The organism is Sphingobacterium pedocola, assembly GCF_015209965.1.
GTDB classification, from domain to species: Bacteria; Bacteroidota; Bacteroidia; order Sphingobacteriales; family Sphingobacteriaceae; genus Sphingobacterium; species Sphingobacterium pedocola.
The window spans coordinates 696,674-718,948 of record NZ_MU158689.1 but is presented as its reverse complement, the minus strand read 5'-3'; the positions used below and the strand labels follow the sequence as shown (position 1 = coordinate 718,948).

General features: G+C 40.1%; 20 protein-coding genes. 14 read left to right on the top strand and 6 right to left on the bottom strand.

Annotated features, from left to right (window positions below):
* The first annotated feature begins 479 nt into the window (after positions 1 to 479).
* Positions 480 to 1,328, top strand: a complete 849-nt coding sequence (locus tag C4F40_RS02940; protein WP_196937891.1) for a transglutaminase-like domain-containing protein — start codon at positions 480 to 482, stop codon at positions 1,326 to 1,328.
* 2 nt (positions 1,329 to 1,330) lie between these two features.
* On the opposite strand, the gene C4F40_RS02935 is transcribed toward C4F40_RS02940, so the two are convergent.
* A complete protein-coding gene (locus tag C4F40_RS02935) occupies positions 1,331 to 2,446 on the bottom strand; it encodes a hypothetical protein (RefSeq protein ID WP_196937890.1) in 1,116 nt (371 codons plus the stop codon).
* 206 nt (positions 2,447 to 2,652) lie between these two features.
* Here C4F40_RS02935 and C4F40_RS02930 point away from each other — a divergent pair, with 206 nt between their 5' ends.
* From C4F40_RS02930 to C4F40_RS02870, 13 genes are all read left to right on the top strand, one after another.
* Positions 2,653 to 3,315: an epoxyqueuosine reductase QueH gene (locus C4F40_RS02930; protein ID WP_196937889.1), complete on the top strand. Its 663-nt coding sequence runs from the start codon at positions 2,653 to 2,655 to the stop codon at positions 3,313 to 3,315.
* A 70-nt stretch (positions 3,316 to 3,385) separates the two neighbouring features.
* The gene (locus C4F40_RS02925; RefSeq protein ID WP_196937888.1) at positions 3,386 to 3,928 is read left to right on the top strand and encodes a YceD family protein; all 543 of its coding nucleotides are present in this window, start codon (positions 3,386 to 3,388) and stop codon (positions 3,926 to 3,928) included.
* Between the two features lie 15 nt (positions 3,929 to 3,943).
* Positions 3,944 to 4,135, top strand: a complete 192-nt coding sequence (gene rpmF, locus C4F40_RS02920) for a 50S ribosomal protein L32 (RefSeq protein WP_136819611.1) — start codon at positions 3,944 to 3,946, stop codon at positions 4,133 to 4,135.
* A 106-nt stretch (positions 4,136 to 4,241) separates the two neighbouring features.
* Complete coding sequence (gene plsX / locus C4F40_RS02915) at positions 4,242 to 5,180, top strand: phosphate acyltransferase PlsX (RefSeq protein WP_196937887.1); 939 nt, start codon at positions 4,242 to 4,244, stop codon at positions 5,178 to 5,180.
* Positions 5,181 to 5,186: 6 nt separating this feature from the next.
* Positions 5,187 to 6,176, top strand: a complete 990-nt coding sequence (locus C4F40_RS02910; protein ID WP_196937886.1) for a beta-ketoacyl-ACP synthase III — start codon at positions 5,187 to 5,189, stop codon at positions 6,174 to 6,176.
* A 189-nt stretch (positions 6,177 to 6,365) separates the two neighbouring features.
* Positions 6,366 to 6,851 (top strand): acetyl-CoA carboxylase biotin carboxyl carrier protein, encoded by a 486-nt coding sequence (gene accB, locus C4F40_RS02905; RefSeq protein ID WP_196937885.1) that lies wholly within the window; start codon positions 6,366 to 6,368, stop codon positions 6,849 to 6,851.
* Positions 6,852 to 6,926: 75 nt separating this feature from the next.
* Entirely contained in the window at positions 6,927 to 8,282 is a 1,356-nt protein-coding gene (gene accC, locus C4F40_RS02900; protein ID WP_196937884.1) for an acetyl-CoA carboxylase biotin carboxylase subunit, read from the top strand.
* Positions 8,283 to 8,363: 81 nt separating this feature from the next.
* On the top strand, positions 8,364 to 9,233 hold the full coding sequence (gene tatC / locus C4F40_RS02895; protein ID WP_196937883.1) for a twin-arginine translocase subunit TatC: 870 nt from the start codon (positions 8,364 to 8,366) through the stop codon (positions 9,231 to 9,233).
* Positions 9,234 to 9,246: 13 nt separating this feature from the next.
* Positions 9,247 to 9,678 (top strand): ribose 5-phosphate isomerase B, encoded by a 432-nt coding sequence (gene rpiB / locus C4F40_RS02890; RefSeq protein ID WP_196937882.1) that lies wholly within the window; start codon positions 9,247 to 9,249, stop codon positions 9,676 to 9,678.
* Between the two features lie 9 nt (positions 9,679 to 9,687).
* On the top strand, positions 9,688 to 11,265 hold the full coding sequence (locus C4F40_RS02885) for a M28 family peptidase (RefSeq protein ID WP_196937881.1): 1,578 nt from the start codon (positions 9,688 to 9,690) through the stop codon (positions 11,263 to 11,265).
* A gap of 358 nt (positions 11,266 to 11,623) precedes the next feature.
* Entirely contained in the window at positions 11,624 to 14,317 is a 2,694-nt protein-coding gene (locus C4F40_RS02880) for a peptidase associated domain and porin domain-containing protein (protein WP_196937880.1), read from the top strand.
* A 38-nt stretch (positions 14,318 to 14,355) separates the two neighbouring features.
* Positions 14,356 to 15,267 carry a DnaJ C-terminal domain-containing protein gene (locus C4F40_RS02875; RefSeq protein WP_196937879.1) on the top strand — a complete coding sequence of 304 codons (912 nt, stop codon included), beginning with the start codon at positions 14,356 to 14,358 and terminating at the stop codon, positions 15,265 to 15,267.
* Between the two features lie 4 nt (positions 15,268 to 15,271).
* Entirely contained in the window at positions 15,272 to 15,550 is a 279-nt protein-coding gene (locus tag C4F40_RS02870; protein WP_196937878.1) for a chaperone modulator CbpM, read from the top strand.
* A gap of 10 nt (positions 15,551 to 15,560) precedes the next feature.
* On the opposite strand, the gene C4F40_RS02865 is transcribed toward C4F40_RS02870, so the two are convergent.
* The 5 genes from C4F40_RS02865 to C4F40_RS02845 all read right to left on the bottom strand — a co-directional run bounded on the left by C4F40_RS02865 (position 15,561) and on the right by C4F40_RS02845 (position 22,267).
* On the bottom strand, positions 15,561 to 16,538 hold the full coding sequence (locus C4F40_RS02865) for a transglutaminase family protein (RefSeq protein ID WP_196937877.1): 978 nt from the start codon (positions 16,536 to 16,538) through the stop codon (positions 15,561 to 15,563).
* Between the two features lie 26 nt (positions 16,539 to 16,564).
* Complete coding sequence (locus tag C4F40_RS02860; RefSeq protein WP_196937876.1) at positions 16,565 to 17,479, bottom strand: alpha-E domain-containing protein; 915 nt, start codon at positions 17,477 to 17,479, stop codon at positions 16,565 to 16,567.
* Between the two features lie 16 nt (positions 17,480 to 17,495).
* On the bottom strand, positions 17,496 to 18,935 hold the full coding sequence (locus C4F40_RS02855; RefSeq protein WP_196937875.1) for a circularly permuted type 2 ATP-grasp protein: 1,440 nt from the start codon (positions 18,933 to 18,935) through the stop codon (positions 17,496 to 17,498).
* A gap of 256 nt (positions 18,936 to 19,191) precedes the next feature.
* A complete protein-coding gene (locus C4F40_RS02850) occupies positions 19,192 to 20,058 on the bottom strand; it encodes a hypothetical protein (protein ID WP_196937874.1) in 867 nt (288 codons plus the stop codon).
* Between the two features lie 172 nt (positions 20,059 to 20,230).
* Entirely contained in the window at positions 20,231 to 22,267 is a 2,037-nt protein-coding gene (locus C4F40_RS02845) for a M56 family metallopeptidase (RefSeq protein ID WP_196937873.1), read from the bottom strand.
* Positions 22,268 to 22,275: the final 8 nt, after the last annotated feature.

The window sequence follows — 22,275 nt, the reverse complement described above, 5'->3', positions numbered from 1 at the left end:
GGTATGAAAGGATAGTACATTCATTATGAAAGCCCTGTGTTCGGCAGACTCAAAAAGACGGCCTTAGCGGATTTGGACGTGCCGGCCGCAGATGATGTGCTGCAGAACCGTACAGCGAGCACTTAACCAAGCAGATCTCAGCCCTTGAAATGGGATAGTGCGCCGGAGGCCTAAGAGCTGCGCACTGCATCATCGCGTAGCCGGAACGACAAATACGGTACAGCCTTGACTTTTTTTGCTTCGTTTTTTTGGTCAAGCAAAAAAATGAAGGCCCCGTCGTGGCAGCGACGGATAGGTAATGCGAGGCGCAAAAAACTGCCTAAATTAATCCTTCATTTTCATTACCCCCCTCTAACTTTACGACTCCTTCAAAAAAGATTTATAAAGATTTATGAGGAAACAAAAGGACTTAATGAACAGACATCAGCGCAATTGCAGCAACAATTTGCAATCTATATTAAATTTAGTTAAATTCGAATATGAAGGAGAAGGAACTAAAGGCATTGATTTCGTTATTAGATGACCCTGACAGCGAAATATTCAGTCAGGTTGAACAACATCTTGTGACCTGTGGACCAGAAGTCATTCCTCTTCTTGAAGAATCCTGGGAGGCATCGTTTGACGTGTTGTCGCAAACTCGAATAGAAAATATTATACATCGAATCCAATTTGATCAGATAAAGCACGAGCTGCAACTCTGGAAAATAAGTAACAGCGATGACTTATTAGAAGGGTTACTTATCATTAATAGATATCAGTATCCTGCTCTTGATGAAGATGTAGTACATTTTCAAATTGCAGAATTACGCAGAAATGCATGGTATCACCTCATGTATGACATGAGTCCAGTTGAGAAAGTAAAACTATTAAATAACGTCTTATTTAGGGAGTTCGGTCTATCCGGCAATACCACGAATTACCACGACCCACAAAACTCCTTTATCCATAAAGTATTAGAGTCCAAGAAGGGCAATCCAATCACATTATCCTGCATTTATGCGATCGTCGCACAGAAGTTAGATATTCCCATTTACGGAATCAATCTGCCTAAACATTTCGTGGTAGCGTATATCGACAATGAAGCCGAAAACGTGCCTCTATTTTATATCAACATTTTTAATAGGGGGCAAATCATGAAACAGGAGGATATCTTTTCGTTTCTTAAACAGCTAAATCTTCCCCCATCAGATGACTACATATTGCCTTGTTCCAATTTAGCCATCGTAAAACGCGTCTTACGCAATTTAATGACCGCCTACGAGAACCAAGGAAATACCGAAAAAAAAGACGAAGTAGCCCTCTTGCTACAAATCTTAGAAGACGATTAAAACTACCTGTTCACACCTCTGGAATCCAATGAAATAGATTGCGGTGTCTGTCGGTTATTTAAAATTTCCAAAACCTGATCCGGCTCAACATTCCCATTATCCGACAATTTGAACCGTAGAATGCTTCGCGTCTGGGCCCCTGCATCTGCTACATAAATAAACAATGCATCATCTTCACCTTCCCGAGTATCTAAGGCAACATCAATCGGTTGATGTAATAAGGTATTCGTACCTGTTATAATACGTGTTGGTGTAATGGTTGTCGAACCGGTGTACTGTGAGAAGTTCTCGAAGATCAAAATCCGTCCACTACCCACGGCGTCCCCGGAATAATCGGTAAGCGCTAATACATCCCTATCTCTCGAATACGAGAGTCCGCGTATATTATTTGCCCCGGTTACCGTAAATTCGTAGGTAGGCTCTATATTAAGCACGGTATCGCGTCCGAGTGCGGCAGGTAAATTCTTATAAACAACTATACCTCCATTATCCTCTGTTCTTGAAAGCAACAGATCATCCACGTCCATTTGTATACTCCATGGCCGATAATCCAACATCAACTCATATCTTGGTCGGGTAAACCCTCTTTTATTCCTTGGTTGATCGATTATAAACAAGCTCACGGTGTCGACACCCAAATTTGTCATCAACAAATAATTATTTGTAATATTTGTCGTATTTCCAGGGGTATTATGGACATAATACCACAATCCCTTCACATTATTAAACCTTCGGTTTCCTATTACATTACCGTTTGAAATCACACCTTTGTCGCTAACCGGCATGACATATATCGACGTATCTCGGTATGCAGGTGCATTCATGCTGCTTTGAAAGATACTTTGTGCATACGGGCTGAAATGTATCGCACTACCTCCAAGTGCGGAAGAGGTATGACGAGAAAGCGGATCTATCTCAAAAGAATTAGAATCTGCGGGAGACACTACGAAAACGTTATACAACGCGGGCGAGGTTGTATTCGCCTGATAGTTAGAAGTAGAAACATATAACCTTGAAATAGGCTTCAGTGCCTTCACCGGTTCGTCGTCGTCACGTTGACAGCTACTGAAACAAATCAGTGAGATCACTGTTACTATATAAAAGATATATCTATTCATTGTATAAGATGCGTATTTATTTATATTACAAACTTAGATAAAATGCTTTGCATTCACTAAAATCGACGAGTAAAAAAATGTAAGTCGTAATCTAGTTTTTATAGATATGATTTAAACGAAAAATGCAATAATAACGCCACAAGTTTACAATATGTTTTAGAATATCGTCGTATTTACTTAAAATTGCAGGATCTGAAATTAGAACCATGGATAGCAATAAAGAACTCACACGAGAAAAGTTAAGTCTTCCGAATTCCGGCAAAAAACTACTTTTACACTCCTGCTGCGCACCTTGTGCAGGAGAAGTAATGGAAGCATTGATTTCCTCCGACATCGATTTCACCATTTATTTTTATAATCCGAATATCCACCCACGTAAAGAATACGACATCCGCAAAGACGAAAATATTCGCTTTGCAGAAAAACATAATATCCCGTTCATTGACGCAGATTATGATGTGGACAATTGGTTTAATTTGGCGAAGGGCATGGAACACGAGCCCGAACGAGGTGTACGCTGTACCATGTGTTTTGACATGCGTTTTGAAAAAACCGCTGCATATGCAGCGGCAAATGGATTTGATGTCATATCAAGCTCGCTGGGTATTTCCCGCTGGAAAAACATGGAGCAGATCAATGATTGTGGATTTCGTGCAGCCTCCAGATATCCAAACATGGATTATTGGACATTTAACTGGCGGAAAAAAGGAGGCTCTACACGCATGCTGGAAATCAGCAAAAGGGAAAAATTTTACATGCAGGAATATTGCGGCTGTGCCTACTCGCTGCGCGACACCAATAAATGGCGCATGGCAAACGGCCGGGAGAAAATAGAATTAGGCACCCAATACTATGGTAACGAGGATTAAAAAAGTATTTTCATAAAAAATTGCAAAGTATCGTTAAAAAGATTAATTTTGCAGGCTCAAATACAAGATTGTGAAGTATCTAAAACAATATAGAATACCTTTTTCAAGCTTAACTGAAGGAAAGCACGATTTTGAGTTTGAAATAGATGATAAGTTCTTTGACTGCTACGCGCATTCATTAGTTAAAAATGGCAAGCTAAAAGCCCTGGTTCAATTACAGAAACAGGAAACCATGTTAATAGTGACTTTTAATATCGAAGGAACAATAATGTTGACATGTGATGTTTGCCTGAATGAGTTTGATTCTCCGCTACAGTTTACCGAGCGTTTGATTGTCAAATTCGTAAATGAAGAATGGGATAACGACACGGAGGAGGTGCTTGTACTGCCTAAGACAGATTATGAATTGGATATTGCAGGTCTTTTATACGAGTACATCAATGTCAGAGTCCCTTATTACGCAAAGTGTAGCGAGCAGGGCATAAATCTTACTTGTGATGCAGAAATGTTGTCAAAAATCAACAATAGCAGTCAACAGGAAGACGAATCATCAGGTGAAGAAGAGAAAATAGACCCACGTTGGGCAGCATTAAAGAATATTAAAAACAATTAAAAAACAAAATACGAGATGGCACATCCAAAGCGTAAGACTTCGAAATCGAGAAGAGACAAGAGAAGAACACATTATAAGGCAGAAGCACCTACATTAACAGTGTGTAAAGAAACTGGAGCAGTTCACTTACCCCACCGTGCGTATACTGTAGATGGCAATTTATACTACAACGGTAAATTAATTATTGAAAATACTGCAGTTGTCTAAAGTATATCTTTAAAAAATTAAACATCCCAAACAAGCATAAAATTTGAATTTTATGCTTTACTTTGGGATGTTTTTTGCGTATTATTGATTAGATAAATAATAACGAATGAGGATTGGTTTAGACGTATCAGGAGGAGATTATGCCCCTGAGGCTACAATATTAGGCGCTATAGAAGCGCAAAAATCGCTCGATAAAGACCAACAGATTGTGTTGTTCGGCGACGAGTCTGATATCAAAAAGCGTATTGAAGAGACTGGAGTAGATTCATCTTTATTTGCCTACGTACATGCTCCGGAGATCATCTCTATGCATGAACACCCTACAAAAGCAATCTCGCAGAAGCCAAATTCAAGCATATCAAGAGGTTTCGACCTTCTCAAAGAAGGTGCGATCGATTCCTTTGCTTCAGCAGGCAATACCGGCGCTATGCTGGTCGGATCGATGTTCAGCGTAAAAACTATACCTGGGGTAATACGTCCTGCTATTGCGACGAATGTACCTAAATTAAAAAGCGGTTTCGGCATTTTACTGGATGTAGGAGCCAATGCAGATTGCAAGCCCGAAATGTTAAATCAATTTGCCATTTTAGGCAGCCTTTATTCGGAATATGTGTACGGTGTACCAAACCCAAAAGTAGGTCTTCTAAACATTGGTGAAGAAGAAGAAAAAGGCAACAATCTAACCATGTCAACCTATCCACTACTTAAATCAAATTCCAAAATCAATTTCATAGGCAACGCTGAGGGTAGAGATCTCTTTACCGATCATGCGGATGTATATGTATGCGATGGTTATACAGGTAATGTTGTTTTAAAACTTGCTGAATCATTTTATGTAGTGACCTTAAAAAAGGGAATTAAAGATGATTTTTTTGATCGGTTCAACTATGAGCAGTATGGAGGGAGCCCAGTATTAGGTGTAAATGCACCCGTAATAATAGGGCACGGCATATCTACTCCTGAGGCTATAAAAAATATGGTATTACTATCAAAAGACATGATCGTATCAAAATTTATCGATAAGATCAAGTCTGCATTCAATTAAAAACATATGTCTAAAGTTCACGCGGCAATTACCGCTGTAAATGGTTATGTACCGGATTATATCCTCACCAACAAGGAGTTGGAATCCATGGTAGAAACGAATGACGAATGGATTGTCAGTCGTACAGGTATCAAAGAACGTCGTATCTTAAAAGGAGAAGGCCTAGCCACGTCTGATTTAGCTGTCCCGGCTGTAAAAGGATTGTTGGAAAAAAGAGGAATTTCAGCAGAAGAGATTGAATTAATCATTTTCTGTACCAGTACTCCCGACATGCTTTTCCCTGCAACCGCCAATATTTTAGCAGACAAAATAGGTGCAAAAAATGCCTGGGGCTACGATTTGCAAGCTGCCTGTTCCGGTTTTCTATTTGGATTAACTACAGGAGCACAATTTATCGAGTCCGGTAAGCACAAGAAAGTGCTTGTCATAGGGGCTGATAAAATGTCTTCTGTCGTAAATTATACAGACCGTAATACCTGTATTTTATTTGGTGATGGATGTGGCGCTGTGCTATTAGAACCAGATACCGAAGGCAATGGTCTTCAAGATTCACTTTTAAAAACAGACGGTTCAGGTGGACAGTTTCTCAACATAAAAGGTGGAGGTTCACTGTATCCCGCCTCACATCAAACCGTTGATGCCGGACTACACTACGCATACCAAGAAGGTCGTACCGTATTCAAATTCGCTGTTACAAATATGGCTGATGTAGCCGCCGAAGTAATGGAAAGAAACAACTTGACTTCTGAAGATATAGCTTGGTTAGTACCGCATCAAGCAAATAAACGTATCATCGATGCCACTGCAGAACGCGCAGGTTTGCCGGAAGAAAAAGTGATGGTAAATATCCATAAATATGGAAATACAACAAGCGCCACGATTCCCATGTGTCTATGGGAATGGGAAGATAAATTAAAAAAAGGAGACAATTTAATATTAGCTGCTTTTGGTGGAGGATTCACCTGGGGATCAGTTTACTTAAAATGGGCATATTAAGCCGTCTTTTTTATATTTTCGCTATAATTTAAACACTTACAGCTGATAAACCGAGCTTTCGAGCTCAAAGAAGCAAATCTGATAAATTTGTGTTTTATATTCAACATAATTATAATTTGTATATAAAAACAAATTTATCTAAGTTTAAAAGCTATTTTTATACATAACATTAAATCAAACCCTTCCAATATGAGTATGGATATCAAACAAATTCAAGACCTGATCAAATTTGTATCAAAATCAGGTGTGAATGAAGTATCAATTGAAGAAAAGGATTTCAAGATAACAATAAAGACCAGTCAGGAGCCTACCTACGTAACGGCATCCATCCCTACTGCGGCTCCCGTTGCAGCAGTATCTCCTGTAGCAGCAGTTCCGACAGCAGTTAGTGCACCGGTGCCAGCAGCGGCAACAGTAGTCAACGAAGAAGCAAACTTTATCACGATAAAGTCTCCAATGATTGGTACATTTTATCGCTCATCAGGCCCCGATAAAGGAGCTTTCGTAAACGTAGGTGATGAGATCTCGCCTGGTAAAGTATTGTGCATTGTAGAAGCAATGAAGTTATTTAACGAAATTGAATCTGAAGTTTCTGGAAAAATCGTTAAGATTTTAGTGAACGATGCAGAACCTGTTGAATACGATCAACCTTTATTCTTAGTTGATCCAAGATAATATTAGTTGTAATTTATATCAACTAAATTTAGTCACACGAAGTAATTCGTCAATAGGTTACCTCATTTATTCCTTATGTTTAAAAAAATATTAATAGCTAATAGAGGAGAGATTGCCCTACGTATCATCCGCACCTGTCGCGAGATGGGTATCAAAAGTGTAGCGGTATACTCTACTGCTGATAGAGACAGCCTTCACGTCCGTTTCGCGGATGAGGCCGTGTGTATTGGCCCTCCAGCAAGTAAAGATTCCTATCTAAGTATCCCCAATATTATCGCCGCTGCAGAATTAACAAATGCAGACGCCATTCATCCAGGCTATGGATTTTTATCCGAAAATGCTAAATTTTCGGCTATCTGCGCCGAATATGGAATTAAGTTCATTGGTGCTACCGCTGAACAGATTGAACGAATGGGCGATAAGGCATCTGCAAAGGAAACTATGAAGTTAGCAGGAGTCCCTACCATCCCCGGGTCGGAAGGATTAGTTCCAAATGTAAAAGCCGGCATTATCACGGCTAATGAAATAGGATATCCCGTGATTCTAAAAGCCACTGCCGGAGGCGGTGGACGTGGTATGCGTATCGTATGGAAAGACGCCGAATTTGAGCCCGCTTGGGATTCGGCTCGTCAAGAAGCAGGAGCAGCATTTGGAAACGATGGGATTTACCTCGAAAAATTTGTGGAAGATCCACGCCACATTGAAATTCAGGTAATTGGAGATCAATATGGCAAAGTATGCCATCTATCTGAACGAGATTGTTCTATTCAACGTCGCCATCAAAAGCTTGTTGAGGAAGCCCCTTCCCCATTCATCACACCAGATTTACGCGCACGGATGGGTGAAGCCGCTATAAAAGGAGCGCAAGCCGTGAATTACGAAGGAGCTGGTACTATCGAGTTTTTGGTAGATAAGCATCGTAATTTCTACTTTATGGAAATGAACACCCGCATCCAGGTAGAGCACCCCGTTACGGAAGAAGTCATCAACTTTGATTTAATCAAAGAACAGATTAAAGTCGCTGCGGGTATCCCTATTTCAGGAAAAAGCTACGAACCGACCATGCATGCAATTGAGTGTCGTATCAATGCGGAAGATCCATTTAATAATTTCCGTCCTTCTCCGGGTAAAATCACAAATTTCCATTCCCCAGGAGGCCATGGTGTACGTATAGATACACACGTATATGCAGGATATACCATTCCGTCGAATTACGATTCAATGATCGCAAAACTGATCTGTGTTGCGCAAACACGTGAAGAAGCAATCAATACCATGGAGCGTGCACTCAGCGAGTTTGTAATTGAAGGTGTTAAGACCACTATACCGCTGCATCTGAGACTAATGCGCGATCCAAACTTTAGAGCGGGTAATTTCACAACGAAATTTATGGAAACTTTCGATTTAACGGCTTACCCCGACGAAGATTAAGCGTAAATTTTTTGTTTTCCTATTAAAAAATACCATTCTTATAACAAAGAATGGTATTTTTGTTTTCCATAGAACGTAAACATGTCAAGTAGCAAAAAATTAATAGAAGCCATAAAAGATAAAGGGAAGAACATAGAAACCGAAATGTCTTTTTTCGAACACATCGAAGTACTTCGTTGGCACATTATCCGATCAGTAATAGCGATTACCGTTTTTGCAATACTAGCTTTTACATTTTATGATTTTGTCTTCAATGACATCATTATGGGGCCAAAGAACCTTGATTTTTGGACGTACAGAATGATGTGTAAATTGGGAGCGCTATTGAACCTGGAAGGCTTCTGTGTAGAACGTATTCCTTTCAATATTATCAATACTGAATTGGCCGGACAGTTTATGCTGCAAATTAATTCCTGTCTTTTGATGGCGGTAGCTTTGGGATTTCCCTACCTGCTATTTGAAGTCTGGCTTTTTGTGAAACCAGCGCTTACCGAAGTCGAAAGGAGATCAGCTAGCGGATTCGTTCTCTATGCCACACTACTCTTTGTGGTTGGGGCTTTATTTGGCTATTATATCGTAGTCCCCCTTTCGGTCAACTTTCTAGCAAATATTTCCCTCAGTTCGGAAATTACTAACCAGATTACTATTGATTCCTATTTATCCACTATCGCTACGTTGACATTGGGTTGTGGGATTATATTCTTATTGCCAATTTTGATTTTCATTCTATCCAAATTAGGGTTAATGACACCGCAATTCATGCGTGCAAGTAGACGTTACGCCATTGTCATCATCTTAGTAATAGCTGCTATCATCACCCCTACCGCAGATGTGATCACACTCTTAACGGTGAGTGCACCGATGTTTATTCTATATGAAATAAGTATAGTCGTGTCAGCGAATGTACTCCGTAAAAAGGAATTAAAAGAAAAAGAATTTTATAACAATTAACACGATAAATATCATGAAAATAGCCATTGGAAGCGATCACGCAGGATTTGATTACAAAGCACCACTTGTTGATGTATTGAAAGAGTTAGGACATGATGTAGAAGATTTCGGCCCTGCAACAGCAGATTCTGTCGATTATCCAGATTTTGCACATCCTGTAGCATCAAACGTAGAAGAAGGGAAAAGTCAATTTGGGGTGCTCATCTGTGGCAGTGCAAATGGCGTGGCCATCACAGCCAACAAGCATCAAGGTATACGTGCAGCTATCGCATGGCAAAAAGAAATTTCTGTTTTAGCCCGTTTACACAATAATGCGAATATCATTTGTATACCAGCTCGTTTTGTCGATCTCGACCTGGCAAAAGAAATTGTAAAAGCTTTCTTGACGACTGATTTTGAAGCTGGAAGACATGCTACTCGTGTTAATAAGATCTCTTGTTCTTAATATAACGATATGAAACGCCTCTTTTCTCTTTTGTTCATAATTCCCGCTGTATACAGTTGTAGCATCGCACAAGATGTGCAGCAAAAATATGCCGATCTGATCACGGTAGAAAGTTCCAAAAAACACCTGACTACCTTAAGTTCTGTTGAATTTGAAGGTCGTGGTACAGGACAAGAAGGCGGAAGAAAAGCCGCTGAATATATCGCGAATGAATTCAGGTCGTACGGGCTTACCCCCCCGGTAAATGGTTCTTATTATCAGCCTGTAGCCTTACAACAGATCGCCTATCATGCCGAGAACTTCCGTATTGACGGCGAAACCTGGGTAAACGGAAAAGATTTCTTTGTACAAGGAGATCATGATTTTCAAGATTTCTCCGCAAACGAGATTATTTTTGTTGGCTACGGCATACAGCATGTAAATTACAATGAGCTTAGTGGAATAGACGTAAAAGGAAAGGTAATATTGCTCATTAATGAACACGAACCAACCGATGCATCAGGGAAATCCCATATCACCAAAGAAAGTTATAAATCAGAATGGTCTTCAAGCCGGTTTAAGAGGATTCAGGAATTAACCAAATTGCAGCCGGCTGCTATATTTTCAACCGGTTCTCAGGTAGCGGAGACGCTTACGAAAATGAAAGGTCGACTGACTGGCGGACGTGTTATGTTAGGCGACGGGAATATTACTAACCGGAATATCACACAAGCCATTCCCGTTATTAACATTTCGATAGCTACAGCAAATAAATTGCTTGCTAAAGCAAATACTTCCGTCGAAAAATTCAAAGAAGAAACCAACAAATCGTTCAAACCTTCCACACTACAGATTAAAACTCCTTTCGCAGCTTCTATGGGCGTGAAGGTGGAAAAATTAGGCGATCCCAACGTATTGGGACTATTAGAAGGTTCGGATTTAAAAGAGGAAATTATCATCATTTCAGGGCATTACGATCACGATGGAATTCTTCCGGATGGCACGATTTTTCCGGGGGCCGACGACAATGGATCAGGAACAACAGGTGTGCTGGAATTGGCAAGAGCTTTTTCCGAAGCTAAAAAAGAAGGCAAAGGGCCGAGAAGAAGTATCGTATTTATCGGCCTCGCCGCCGAAGAAAAAGGACTTTTGGGTTCGAAGTATTATACCGAAAATCCTATATTTCCATTAGCCAATACAGTAGCTTGTCTCAATTTGGATATGATTGGCCGTATCGATGACAAACATTTGACCGGGAATCACAATTATATCCATGCAATAGGTACGGATAAATTAAGCTCAGAATTGAAACAAATAACAGAAACCTCCAACAAAGAATATACACAGATGGAGATTGATTTCACCTATGATGATCCGAAAGATCCCATGCGCCTGTACTACCGATCAGATCATTACAACTTTGCACAAAAAGGGATCCCCTCCGCCTTTTTCTTTTCAGGATTACATCCGGATTATCACACACCAAATGATACCGTAGATAAAATTGATTTTCCGATGATGGTAAAACGGGAGAAACTCGTATTCCATATCACCTGGGAGATTGCCAACCGCGCACAACGATTAGCGGTCGATAGCAATAAAGAATAAAGGCTAAAAAGGATGGCTGTCTAAAAGGTCTTCTCCCTAAAAAAATGCGTCATTGCGAGGAAGAATGACGACCGCGAAGCAGCTCCGAAGGAACTTTTCTCTATCAGGGTTGTGTATGGGGTTGTGGGGCTGATAAAAACCAATCTGCGTTTTTAACATCGTCAGATTGCTTCACCATCGTCTCTCCGGTTCGCAATGACGACGATGTTTTGATTTTAGACAGTCTCTTTTTCCTCTAAATTTAACGTTTTCTTAGTACTATTCCTTAAAAAAAGTTAATAATAAGCAATACAGCCGTTCTCATTTTGATTATTACGAATAAATCGTAATATTTATACCAACTTAATTATTAGCTTAAATGAAATTCACTGTATTTTTATGCCTACTTCTTTGCAGTACTTCGCTACTTGCCCAAAACAAAGGAAAGATAAAGGGTGTTCTCTACTCGTCCGAAAAGGAAGCGCTTGAAAAAGCCACCGTAGCAATATTACTCGCCCAGGATTCCACCGTCTTATCTTACTCCTTATCCAATGAAAACGGAAAATTTAGTTTTATTAAATTACCGCTTAACCAAAATTTGATCTTATATATCAGCCATATCAATGCCACAGCAGAATACATAAATTTCAACCTGTCAAACGAGGAGGAGTATGACTTTAAAGATATCACGTTAGCCCCTACAAGTCTAGAAGAAGTCGTCATCGAGATGACGCCCCCAATACGGATGAATAAAGACACGTTGGAATACAATGCGAAGTATTTCAAAACCCGTCCAAATGCGAATGTGGAAGAATTATTGCAAAAACTACCAGGTCTACAGGTCAACTTAGATGGCTCCATTTACTACCAAGGAAAAGCAGTGCAGTCTGTCCGCTTGAATAATAAGGATTTCTTCAACGAGGATATGACGATCGCAACAAGGAACCTAGATGCATCCATGATCGACAAAGTACAGGTGTTTCGCGAGAAGGGAGAGAGCAAACAGACCATATTAGACGATACCGATCTCCCCGTTATCATCAACCTGAAGACGAAACGCGAATTTGTAAAAGCACAATTTGGTAAATTCTATGCAGGTGGAGGTACACGCGACCGCTATGAAGCAGGAGCATTGGTAAATACCTTTAGGGATACCCTGCAGATTAGCTTTATCGGATATGCCAATAACCTGAGCCGAAAAGGGTTTGATTACAGTGAGCTCAGCCAACAGGGAGGGTTTGGAAGAGCGGAAAATAATTCCTCCTCTTACTCCTATTACGGAGGTTTACAGAATAACCTATCCGGAGCCGTGAATATCAATTACGATATCGCTAAAAAATTAAAGACCAATTTTTTATATTCTTTTGAACAACAAAACGATTATACTAGGAATACGGGTAACAATCAAAATTTCTATAACGACACGACCATCAACAGCACAAATTTTTCCAACGCAACATACAAAGACTACAGGCATAAAATAAGAGCATTTGCACGTTATCATCTCGATACCACGTCATTTATTTTCTACGACCTGAATCTGAATTTAAATAAAAGAACTTCGGATAGCTACAATGAATCCAGCAGTTTCCGGAATGAATCTACACCGGTGCAATGGGGAAAAGGAGATTACACCAGTTTGAATAATTCACCGTCTTTAAGACACAATTTCAGATACGAGAAGAAATTTTCGAACAAATGGGTATTATCCCTCAGCAACGATGTAAATGTAAGCAACAGCAAAGGGGATCGAAACGACCTTTCTTATGGACACTATTATCTTTTCGGCGACAGTATTATCGACCAACACATAAATGAAATCGGACGTTCGAATACGCAGCGGATCGGGAATACACTAAATCTTCAAATTCCGTACAAAAAACTATTTACCACCGATATTTATGCTAAATATAATATAGAGATCGAAGACCAGATAGAAGATATCTATTCCAAATTGAATGCGGATTATTTCGAAGATAAAGAGGCCATCACAAACGACAAAAAAATGAATGCAGATGCTGCATTCGTAGGTACAAAAATCAATTATCGAATCTCCAAGAGAATAAGGGGATCGATTGGTGTAGAATGGCTTAATATGGATCGCCGATATGACTTCTACGGCAAAAATGAAGACATCCAAAAGACCCAAAATTATTGGCTTCCGAACATATCCTTAAATGTATATGACCTAAATCTTTCTTATTCAAAAGGTGTAAATCTCCCCTCCTTTTATCAGTTTGTCGCAGTCGATTCCGATTTATACCCCACTACGATCACTTACGCCAGTCCCTATTTTGACAACGAGATCCAGGATAACCTGCGTATACAGTATTTTAAGTATTTCCAAAAATTAAAGTTTAATCTTTCTTTCTATGGAAATTACACTGTCAATGACAGATCGATCGGAAATAGGCGTTTCTACGACGTCGAAACTTCCACCTCTACCTCCCAGTATTACCAGGCAGAGGGCACAGATCGGTTCAGCCTAGGAGGAAATTTCCGTAAAGAGATCATTCAACATAAAACATGGAATATCTACGTCAATGGTAATTATAATTTTTACAGCTACCCTTCCTTTAACATAACAAACGGTATAGAAAATAGGAGTAACCGTAATACCGTCTCAGGAAACCAAACACTGAATATTTCCTGGAAAAATAAAATCTCCATCAGTCCAAGCTACAATTTTAATGTATCCAAAAGCATAAATTCATCCGACGACCCCAGCTTTAGAAATATACAAACAACTACACACGATTTCGGTGCAGGGTTACGATTGAGCGACATTCACAAAATAACCTTCGAGACCTCCTATAATATAAAAAATCAACCCTCCAGTATAGATAATGCCCGAAAGAACATTCATCTCGTAAATGCATCCGTTTACTATCCGGTAATGGGGAAAGGCGAATTGAAACTAACCGTGTTCGATCTGTTGAATCAGAATCAGAATGTATACCGATACAGCAGCAACAATTACATTGGATATGGCGAGCAGCTCACGCAAAAACAATATTTCATGCTGGGATTTGTTTACAAATTTCTAACTTCATCGGATAAAAACAAAAAGTAAACTGTATTGTTTTTCAAACATTAGTCTATACATATACTATGGCATTCTTAGATTATTATAACGTACTCGGCTTAGACAAATCGGCTTCGCAGGATGATATCAAAAAGGCTTATCGAAAGCGGGCACGTAAATACCATCCCGATCTGAATCCGAATGATGACGAAGCCAAGAAAAAATTTCAGGAGATAAACGAGGCGAACGAGGTGCTTACCGATCCGGAGAAGCGGAAGAAATATGACCAGTATGGTGAAAATTGGAAACATGGAGAAGAACATCAAAAAGCCCAACAGCAGTATTCGCGTCAGGGACGGGGAGGTACACAGAATCCGTTCGAGGGGTTCGACTTCGACTACAGTGGTAATTACGATACCGGAGAATATTCTGATTTCTTTGAACAGATGTTTGGTTCCCGTTTTGGGGGCGGACGCAAAAGCGCTTTCCGCGGACAGGATTTGAATGCCGAAATAAACCTCACGTTGAAAGAGGCTTCGACAACACATCAGCGTACCTTCACCGTAAACGGGAAAAACATCCGTATTACCATTCCGGCAGGCACACAAAACGGGCAGAAAATACGTCTAAAAGGTCAGGGAACTGCCGGTGCAAATGGAGGACCAAAAGGAGATCTGTATATTACATTTACCGTTGCAGCAGACCCCCGGTTCCAGCGTAAAGGAGATGATCTATACACTAAACTGGAACTTGATTTATATACCGCCCTACTGGGTGGCAATGCCATAGTGAATTCACTAGATGGGCAGATCAGCGTAAAAATAAAACCTGAAACACAAAATGGAACCAAAATCCGCCTCAAAGAGAAAGGTCTTCCTGTTTATAAACAGGAAGGGAAATTCGGTGACTTATATGCAGAAATAACTATCAAAAATCCGAAGAACCTCAGTGAGGAAGAGAAAAACCTATTCCAGCAATTGAGCGATTTAAGAAAATAAAATCATGGAAAGAACACTGGTTAAAATAATAGATGTCTGCCGGTCCTATAGGATTGAAAGCACGTTTGTCCGGGATCTGCATGAAAACGGCCTGATAGAATTAGTTTCTGTAGAAGAAGAAGAATTTATAGATGAAGAAGAGCTTGGCCAGTTGGAACAGTATTCCACCTGGCACTATGATCTGGAATTAAATTTACAGGGAATTGAAGTTGTTCGGCATCTGTTAAATCGTATCGAACAACTTCAATTCGAACTCCGTAAGCTCGAGGGCCACACCAAATAAATTAGCTTCACTATTGTTGCTGTTGTTGCTGTTGTTGCATTTCAAGATAGCGCTGATATGAATTCGATTTTTCTACTCCCTGTTTATCAGTGGTCACACTCACATAGGCAGGTTCGATCGGTTCTGCTGTTTTTTCCTTTGTATTTTCATTCGTTATAATTACAGATACCGTCAACGTATGTGCCGATGGCCCCTTATAAGTACCCTTAACTGGCGTACAGTCTTTAAAATCACGTCCATAAGCTATTTTAATATGTCTATCACTCACCCAACAATTATTCGTGGGATCAATACCTCTCCATCCAACGGATGGAATATACACTTCTACCCAGGCATGCGTAGCACCCTCGCCTCTCATCTCACTGTTGCTTGGACAAATATATCCTGAAATATAACGTGACGGTATATCCTGCATGCGCAACATCGTAATCAGTAAGTGTGCAAAATCCTGACATACTCCGGCTCGAAGCTTCCAGATCTCATCTACCGTACTCTCTACCGTCGTTACGCCTTGCCGATACGTGAAATTCGTATAGATATACGTCGACAACATACGAACAACATCGACAATATGCATCTCCTTTAAGACGTAGTCGTCAAAAATTGCATTAACCTCCGCTTTGCAATTAATATTTTCCAGATAGAGAAAATCAATATACGGAAATTCCCATTTTTTCAGTTCGAGATCGGCCCATTGCTCCAACACCGAGACCTCAGCAATAGGCTCCGTAGAAGCAAAGGTGAATACCTCCATATCCGCTCGTATTTCCAACGAGCGATGTGGCCCCACTATGGTAAACACACCCACTTCATTTCCGAAGTAATCCGAAAAAACATCTATATTAACCTTGGGTGAAACTGATATCTGATGCTTCAATATTTGCTGCATATCGTCAGACTTCGGAGATAATATAAATTGATTGGCACTATCCGTCACATCCGACGGATATACATACCTGGTCAGATGTACGACACTATATTTTGACATTGCTGTAATTGCTAAATTGTTAAAAATTAATTTATAATCCCGAAATAGTCTCTATTAATCACTTTTGACAAGTTATAATAATTCCGTTGAATCGTATTCAGGAACTGTAATTTATGATCGATATGCTCTGGAAGCTGGTTATACTTAATAAATGAAAATGACTTCCCTATCTCGAAGTTAAGTCCTTTCGTATGCAGATCCACTTCATCCCGCTCCATGAAATTAGCAAATGACTCGATCTGATCCCAGTTGTAGAACAGGGAATTCGGAAAATTATTCTTATACAGAATCTGATTAAGTACCGACTGCGGCTCAAGGCTCCCTACATTTTCACTCAGGTACGTTTCATAACCATTCAACGCAATGAGCAGATACCGCCAACGCTGATCTTCTTCGCGTCCTTCCGTATGGATATTCTGCTCCAATTCGGTTTTAAGCAAGTCTACGATCTGCATTCCGCGTTCGATCAATTTCCCCAGACTCAGAAAACAATAAGCCTCCCCCCTGTTCATCGAACTATCGATCACACCATAATAATACATAGTCTGTTTGATAAGCTGATCCAGTACGCTTATCGGATCAAAGATCAACTGTTGACTCAATTGGCTATCCCGCACCAGGTGATAATAATCATTCAGAGACTGCCATAATTCCCTATTGATGTGATCCTGAGCACTGCGTGCATTTTCACGTGCACGAAAAACATTATTCAAGATTGAAAAATTGGAATTTCCATCAAAGATCAATGTTTTTAAAATCGTGTAACTAGACATATTTTCAGCCTCCCTGATACCGAATTGATGCGCTGTTTGCTCCCAGGATCGTACCGGTAGTCCGTCTTGATGCGCGATATACAAGGTCTTCAACACCCTCAGGCTTATATTCGTCCGTTCCATATAACGGCTCATCCAAAAAAGATTTTCGGCAACTCGACTTAACATATGTTTAAAATTTAGTTCAATCCACTATCCACGTATCCTTACTGCCGCCACCCTGCGAAGAGTTGACCACAATAGATCCATCCTTTAAAGCTACTCTGGTCAGTCCGCCCGGAACAATTTTGATTCCGTCCGGTCCATAGAGCGCAAAAGGCCGGAGGTCAACCCGACGAGGCTGTAGTTTTCCATCAATATAACAAGGCGCTGCCGACAGCTTGATAATCGGTTGCGAGATAAACTGCCTTGGGTTTTTCTCTATTTCGCAAATGTACTCCGCTATCTCCTGATCCGATGCGTTGTCACCTATCAGCATGCCATAACCGCCGCTTTCGTTGGTCTTCTTCACGACCATGTTACGAATATTTTGCACCGTATATTTTCGCTGTTCTTCATTTTCCATTCTGTAGGTAGGTACTGACTTCAGAATGGGCTCTTCATTTAGGTAATACCGGATCATATCAGGCACATAGGTATAGATTGCCTTGTCATCTGCCACGCCATTACCCATTGCATTGACGATATTTACGGTACCTTTCCGGTAGGCGTGATACAGACCCGGCACGCCCAATAGACTATCCGACCGAAATACCAATGGATCAATGAAATCATCATCTACACGACGGTATATAACATCTACTTTTTTCAAGCCTTTGGTTGTTCGCATATAAACGATATGATTCTGCACCACGAGGTCACGACCCTCGACCAGTTCAATCCCCATCAATCTTGCCAGTGTAGTATGCTCAAAATAAGCAGAATTGAAAATGCCCGGAGTCAACAATACAACCGTCGGTCTTGTACTTAAATGCGCCCCCAAGCTTACGAGATTCTTCACTAAAATATCCGGATAATGGGCGACTTGACGCACCTTATTTTCAGGCAGGATATTCGGAAAAATACGATAGCTCATCTTTCGATTTTCCAGCATGTAGCTCACACCCGAAGGCGTCCGAAGATTGTCCTCCAGCACATAGTACGTGCCGTCGTAGTCCCTAATGAGGTCTATGCCACTTATATGCGTATAAATATCGAACGGCACGTTGACATTTACCATTTCGCGCAAATAATTGGGACAGGAGAAGATTAAACTGGAGGGAACAATACCGTCTTTTAAAATAAATTGCTGATGATAAATGTCCTTTAGAAAAATATTGAGCGCCTTAAGCCTTTGCCGAATTCCCGATTCAATATATTCCCACTCTGCAGCCTCTATAATTCGAGGAATCATATCAAAAGGGAATATTTTTTCAATTCCTTCTCCATCAGAATACACGGTAAACGTAATTCCTTGCGTCATAAAAAGCTTTTTAGCCATTTCATTACGCAGTTCCATGGAATTCACATCCAATTTTCCGAAAGAGGAAACAAATTTTTTATAATGCTGGCGGATTACACCATTCATCATCTCATCATAGACGCCATCTATCGGCTTATAACTATCAAGCAAATGGTCAATCATAACAATTAGTTTAATTTCTCTTAAAACTAAAGAATAATTGTTAACAAATCAATATAAAAATCCGAATTTTATTAAATTTTTAATAAAAAAATAAACACTTTAAGCATAAAAAGAACAGAATTTCACAGAAATATAAAATATAATACCAAACAAAACACGGTCTAAAACAAAAATCAAGACATCATCCCTAATAAGAGACAAAAAACAGGATTAAAACAACAATAACCTTATTAAAATCAAAAAAAGCATTCTATAGTTAATTTCCGACGACTATTTCCGAATTCCAGATCTCCTTTCCCTGAAGTGTAGTATAGGTTAAGGTATAGTTTCCCTTACATATTTTGAAGGCTCCTAGACGAAGTTCGGGATTTATTACCGTGTAATAGATCAATTTTTCGTCTTCCATTGAACCACTTGAAACTTTCAATATCATGTGTTCATTTGTATTCGAAACGTGCGTGGGGATTTCATACTCATAATAGAAAACTTCTCCGTCGCAGGGACAGCTCAATACTGTTTTCATTGGGAAAAAGGACGAAGGATGCTGTAAAGATGCATTTTCTGCAACTATACTTTCTATATCCTGAAGATTGGAATCCCTGCTTTTTGGTAAGACGTATATCATACTTAAGTATCGTTCAGACCATAGTTCATCCGACACGGGGATGACGGCATGATACACCTTCGCTTGATTTAGCGTTAAAATTTCGTAAAACCATCTATCGCCAGCCTGTGTGTTCATTCGCGCCAGCCTGCTGAGGTCCAGTAAATCGTCTTTACCCGATTTTTGTATCCCATGATTATTAATCATGGTCAGCAGGTCATACCTGACATTTTCATTGTCAATTCTACTGCTGAATAAAGTAGAATAAGCCTTACTGCTATAGCCTAAGCTTTTTAGAATTTTTCGAGATTCACGCGATAGCTTGACTGTATTCACCGGGGACCTGTTGTGCTGCCAGACCTTATCTTCCATAAAATCAGCCCCTACATTAACGGTAAGTTTCCGGTCGAGACTTACAAATTGATCGTCGCCTTTTACCATATATCCATTCTTTACGAAATCGTAAGATTTGCATCCGGATAACGTTGCTATGATTAAAAGAAAAACTAGTCTTCGCATTCTTATTTTTTGAAAGAAGGTCTTAATAACTCGAGATTTTGTTATGAGTATCCGAAGAACGATATTTTAAATTGTCATCCTGAACGAAGTGAAGGATCTAATGCCATTGATTTACTCCAGCATTTAGATCCTTCATCACGGTTGGGGAAGCATTTTCCAAACAGCTTTCTTTTTAAGATTTGATGAAATTACCACCCTTTAATCCCTTCACTTCTATGACCCCTCCACCGAGCATAAAAGTCAGATCAGCGGAAACAGAATATTGCGTAACCACACCTTTTCCGTCAAGAATAGCCGGGGCCCATCTTCCATATTTTTGGATAATTTCTACAAGGTTCTTTCCTACCCCGGGGTATGGCTCTTCCAGAATTTTAAAATTTGAAGGCGTGCCATCTTTAGCGATTTCAAAATATACATCTACTTTTCCACTTTCCTTTTTTGAAATCATTTCTTTGGGATATACGAGCCACGCACTTATATTTTTCCGAAAAGCTGCCATTCCACCTTTCGGTTCAGGCATTACCTCTACCCGGGTATGATTCTTAATAATCTTACCGTCTCGATCAAATTTAACTCCTACCGCTGTTCGGGAATCAATCGGTTGTCCGTCTTTAAGTGCGGGCTTCCACTTACTTTTAGAGATGATACGTACAGCTTCATTAAAAAAACTCTGTTCAAGCTCGTCTGCCCGGGATGAGAATTGATCCGGTTTACCTTCCTTATTTACGACAAAACGCACATACATATAGGGATCTTTATCTTCTGAGGTAATCGCTCTTGGCAGTCGATATTCCTTTGCAAACCATTCCATAAATTTTGCTCTTCCCAACTCAGGTTCAGCTAGTATATCCGGTTTAACTTCTTCCGGAGCGGATCCCATCGGCGTCAGATCCAATCGGATCGGAAGCGTATAAGCAACCCGAACAGCACGCCCATTTTGTACACCAGGACTCCACTTTTCAGATTTTTTCAGCATTTCTACTGCAGCCTCTCCCGTTCCATGCCCCATATTATCCTTTCCTACCTTTAGATTGGAAAGGGCTCCATCCGCTTCTACAATAAATGAAACCTGTACTGTACCTTTTACGCCCGCATCTATAGCCGCTTGAGGATACTGATAATTTTCAGATATCCATTTTCGAAAAGCAGCCATTCCACCGGGGGGTTCAGGTTGCACCTCCACCGCAGTGAATATCTCTTTCCCTACGGTATCCTCCTGTGTTATTACCTCAAGCGCCAATTGCTGTAAAACCCTGTTTCCCTCTTGAGATCCCAGTGGCACTTCCATAAGATGTATCGGTTCCTTGGGTGCTTCCGATGGTTGGTCATCAACACTAGATGACAAAGGTATCGCTACATCTGCTACCTTGTTTTCAAAATCAGCCACGATATTTCTAGCTTTCGAGGTGTTGAAGATCAACGTCGACCCCACTACTACCAAAATAACAGGCAGTACAGATAGATACAAGTATTTGTGTTGTGTTTTTGATTTATTCTTAAATAACATCATGATTCTTTTCTTTAAAAATGAATGGTTGGAAAACTCATTCGTTAGATGCAGTTGATCTACATTCATCGCATGAGCCACTAATAGTTCGGCATAAGCCACCTTATCCTCCGAACAGAATTCATCCGCAATACACTCGTGCTGGAATTTTAATTCCTTCTGGTAGAAATACAAAACGGGATTGAACCAATTGAACAATCTCACCAACTCTACCAATACAATATCGTAGGTATGCCCCTGTTTCACGTGAACCTGCTCATGCGAAAGAATCGTCGAGTTGTCCATCAAGTGCCTTCCCAGAAAAATCTTATTAAAGACGGAAAAACTCAGCCAATCCTGTTCGCTTCGCATGATCGACCGGAGTCGGTATAACCGGTGCAACAGCGAGAATCCGAATGCAAGGACACCTAAGCCATACAGAGGTGCAAGAAAATCCATTAAATAATAATTACTTGCCTGCGCTCCAAACGTCATGACATCGACATCCATCATCATATGCAGATCAATGGTAGGAAGCGTCTGCTCCAATAGACTATTCGACGACATATCGACAAATAGACCGATAGGGATAAGCAATGAAATGATCAATGCCCCCAGCAAATAATATCTATTCCATTGAAAAAAAGTAAGTTTTTTGAAGAACAAGCTATATAACGTATAGCATACAATCAATGAGATATTGACTAAAATTAAATACACCATAATATTAA

Coding starts and splice junctions, on each gene's coding strand:
- C4F40_RS02940 (WP_196937891.1), top strand. CDS start 480: ATGAAGGAGAAGGAACTAAAGGCATTGATTTCGTTATTAGATGACCCT.
- C4F40_RS02935 (WP_196937890.1), bottom strand. CDS start 2,446: ATGAATAGATATATCTTTTATATAGTAACAGTGATCTCACTGATTTGT.
- C4F40_RS02930 (WP_196937889.1), top strand. CDS start 2,653: ATGGATAGCAATAAAGAACTCACACGAGAAAAGTTAAGTCTTCCGAAT.
- rpmF (WP_136819611.1), top strand. CDS start 3,944: ATGGCACATCCAAAGCGTAAGACTTCGAAATCGAGAAGAGACAAGAGA.
- plsX (WP_196937887.1), top strand. CDS start 4,242: ATGAGGATTGGTTTAGACGTATCAGGAGGAGATTATGCCCCTGAGGCT.
- C4F40_RS02910 (WP_196937886.1), top strand. CDS start 5,187: ATGTCTAAAGTTCACGCGGCAATTACCGCTGTAAATGGTTATGTACCG.
- accB (WP_196937885.1), top strand. CDS start 6,366: ATGAGTATGGATATCAAACAAATTCAAGACCTGATCAAATTTGTATCA.
- accC (WP_196937884.1), top strand. CDS start 6,927: ATGTTTAAAAAAATATTAATAGCTAATAGAGGAGAGATTGCCCTACGT.
- tatC (WP_196937883.1), top strand. CDS start 8,364: ATGTCAAGTAGCAAAAAATTAATAGAAGCCATAAAAGATAAAGGGAAG.
- rpiB (WP_196937882.1), top strand. CDS start 9,247: ATGAAAATAGCCATTGGAAGCGATCACGCAGGATTTGATTACAAAGCA.
- C4F40_RS02885 (WP_196937881.1), top strand. CDS start 9,688: ATGAAACGCCTCTTTTCTCTTTTGTTCATAATTCCCGCTGTATACAGT.
- C4F40_RS02880 (WP_196937880.1), top strand. CDS start 11,624: ATGAAATTCACTGTATTTTTATGCCTACTTCTTTGCAGTACTTCGCTA.
- C4F40_RS02875 (WP_196937879.1), top strand. CDS start 14,356: ATGGCATTCTTAGATTATTATAACGTACTCGGCTTAGACAAATCGGCT.
- C4F40_RS02870 (WP_196937878.1), top strand. CDS start 15,272: ATGGAAAGAACACTGGTTAAAATAATAGATGTCTGCCGGTCCTATAGG.
- C4F40_RS02865 (WP_196937877.1), bottom strand. CDS start 16,538: ATGTCAAAATATAGTGTCGTACATCTGACCAGGTATGTATATCCGTCG.
- C4F40_RS02860 (WP_196937876.1), bottom strand. CDS start 17,479: ATGTTAAGTCGAGTTGCCGAAAATCTTTTTTGGATGAGCCGTTATATG.
- C4F40_RS02855 (WP_196937875.1), bottom strand. CDS start 18,935: ATGATTGACCATTTGCTTGATAGTTATAAGCCGATAGATGGCGTCTAT.
- C4F40_RS02850 (WP_196937874.1), bottom strand. CDS start 20,058: ATGCGAAGACTAGTTTTTCTTTTAATCATAGCAACGTTATCCGGATGC.
- C4F40_RS02845 (WP_196937873.1), bottom strand. CDS start 22,267: ATGGTGTATTTAATTTTAGTCAATATCTCATTGATTGTATGCTATACG.